Annotated in this window: 1 protein-coding gene and 2 pseudogenes; all 3 read left to right on the forward strand. The window is 37.3% G+C overall.

Translation table 11 applies throughout. From position 1 onward, the window contains the following. Positions 1-597 (forward strand): annotated as a pseudogene (locus tag A9G22_RS11360) (hypothetical protein); the annotation flags it as partial. A 1-nt stretch (position 598) separates the two neighbouring features. Next, positions 599-937: a DUF3969 family protein gene (locus A9G22_RS04085; protein WP_065587064.1), complete on the forward strand. Its 339-nt coding sequence runs from the start codon at positions 599-601 to the stop codon at positions 935-937. A 268-nt stretch (positions 938-1,205) separates the two neighbouring features. After that, positions 1,206-2,121, forward strand: a pseudogene (locus tag A9G22_RS04090) (DUF637 domain-containing protein); the annotation flags it as partial.

Consider the following 2,121-nt stretch of genomic DNA (forward strand, 5'->3'; position numbering starts at 1 on the left):
ATTAATGTGGTAGATGTTTTAATGGCTGAAGGTCTTACCGCAGCGGAATCAAAAGCGTTTTTAGAAAGTTTAAATTTGGAACAACGAAGACTAATTGAACTTGCGTTAGTCGATCCAATGGGAGATCAATTCCTTGAAGATGCAGTACTAAAAACTTATGAACGTTATTATAATGATTACCTAAAAGAGAAAGGTAGTAAGAAAGATAATGATAATCCGTTAACAGGAACTGGAAGTAGTTCAGCAGGTGGGGCTTCTGGATTACCACCAGATGATGATAACCGAGATAAAAATAACAATAATACTCAAGATAATGTTTCAAGAGATCCTAATGAAATTAAGCATACTTATAATTCAATTAAGGATTCGCCTAATTACCCAAAAGGGTTTAGAGATTTGCAAAATGGAACGGTCAATAATACAGTTAAAGAAAAACTGCTGTTGGAGCAATTGAGAAAAATTGAACCAGGGCGTTGGAGTAAAGTTTATAAAGATGGTTATGATGTCACTGGAAATAAAATATCAATCCACTATTTTCGTAGTCAAAGTGGTAGAGTTTTTAATGTAAAAGTCAAAAAAGATTGGAGTAATTTATAAAATGAAATTATGTTATAGTATTGATAAAGAACAAGCGGAAAAGTTTATTGATCTTTTTTTATTGGGTACCTTATTTGCATTAAAAAAGAAATTGATTTCAATTGATGAAGCTGAGGGTTTTATTTTTAAGCCCAAAATAGCAAATTTATTATCTCAAAATAAATTTACTAATGAGTTATCTAGTCTAATTATGGATGGTTGTGAGCTTGAAGACTATGAAAGTCTATTACCAGATAAGTTAGAAAATAGAATTGATGAATTACTTGTTAACTTAGTAAATATGATAAAAAATCAGTCTGAATTTGGTCGAACAGTCAATAAAAATATCACCATTGAATAAAGTGTTGTAGCTCAAATTTAACCTGACAATTCTATCCTATATTAGAATATTCATTATTAAAAAGCGACAGTTAATTCTGTCACTAAATTCTATAATTAATTTTTTAATTGCTAATTTTTGCTTAGCATGCATTTTAGTGATCATTATTTTTATGTACCATTGTATTAAATAATGGCTACCTGTTGTATTGCTTATTATGCCATATCTCCTTCTGTTTAAAACATAAAAAACACACTATTTATTTACAAAAAACTGGTCAGGAAACGTATTGATTTTATTTAATTTTTTATTGGTGTTTTTTTGGTTTTCCTGTGCCGGCAAAGGGGGCTTTGACATTACGGTGGGCAACCACACCGACTTAAAAGGGGCAGTGATAGCCTCAGAAGCAAAAGACAAGAGCAAAAACCGTCTTGACACCGGCACAATCAGCTTTAGTGATATAAAAAACCAAGCGGACTACAAGGTAAGTAGCAGCAGTGCAGGCGTCAACACCCGTGGAATGCCATCAATACCAACGGGTCTTAACAAACAAGCAAGCAAAAACTCGACCACGCACTCAGCGGTATCGACAGGGACGATGGTTATCCGCCATGAAAGCGAGCAACAACAAGCGATTAACGAATTAAGTCGTGATACCGAGCATGCGAGTCATGCGCTCAAACATATCTTTAACAAAGACAAAGAGCAAAGCATCATCGACCAAACACGGCTCGTGAGTGAAATTGGTGGTGAAACATTAACCATGCTCAATCACATTGACCGAATCAGCGCCACCTCAAAAGCGAAAGAGGCGTTAAACAAAGAGCAAGAAAAGGCCAAAAACAATAAAACGGTCTTAACTGACGAACAGCAACAAAAAATCTACGAAGACGCCTACAAAGAAGCGATGAATCAAGGCATGTCGGCGATGGGCAGTGAAACCCGTCAAGGCATTGACATGGCGGTCAACCTGATTAACGGCATCATTAGTGGCGACATGACAGGGGCGGTTGCAGGGGCACTGGCACCAAAAATTGCCAGTGCCATAAAAAAACAAACCGAGCATTACAACCCTGAAACCGGCAAATGGGAAACAGACCACATTGCCAACACGGTCAGCCATGCCATCTTGGGCGGGGTGGTTGCGCAGCTGCAAGGCAACTTAGCCCTAGTGGGTGGCTTAGGCGCTGCCGCAAGTGAACGCA

The organism is Gilliamella sp. App2-1, assembly GCF_001690255.1.
In the GTDB taxonomy this organism is placed as follows: domain Bacteria; phylum Pseudomonadota; class Gammaproteobacteria; order Enterobacterales; family Orbaceae; genus Gilliamella; species Gilliamella apicola_G.

What these genes read in the sequence shown, in the direction of transcription:
- A9G22_RS04085 (WP_065587064.1), top strand. Translation starts at nt 599, where the DNA reads ATGAAATTATGTTATAGTATTGATAAAGAACAAGCGGAAAAGTTTATT.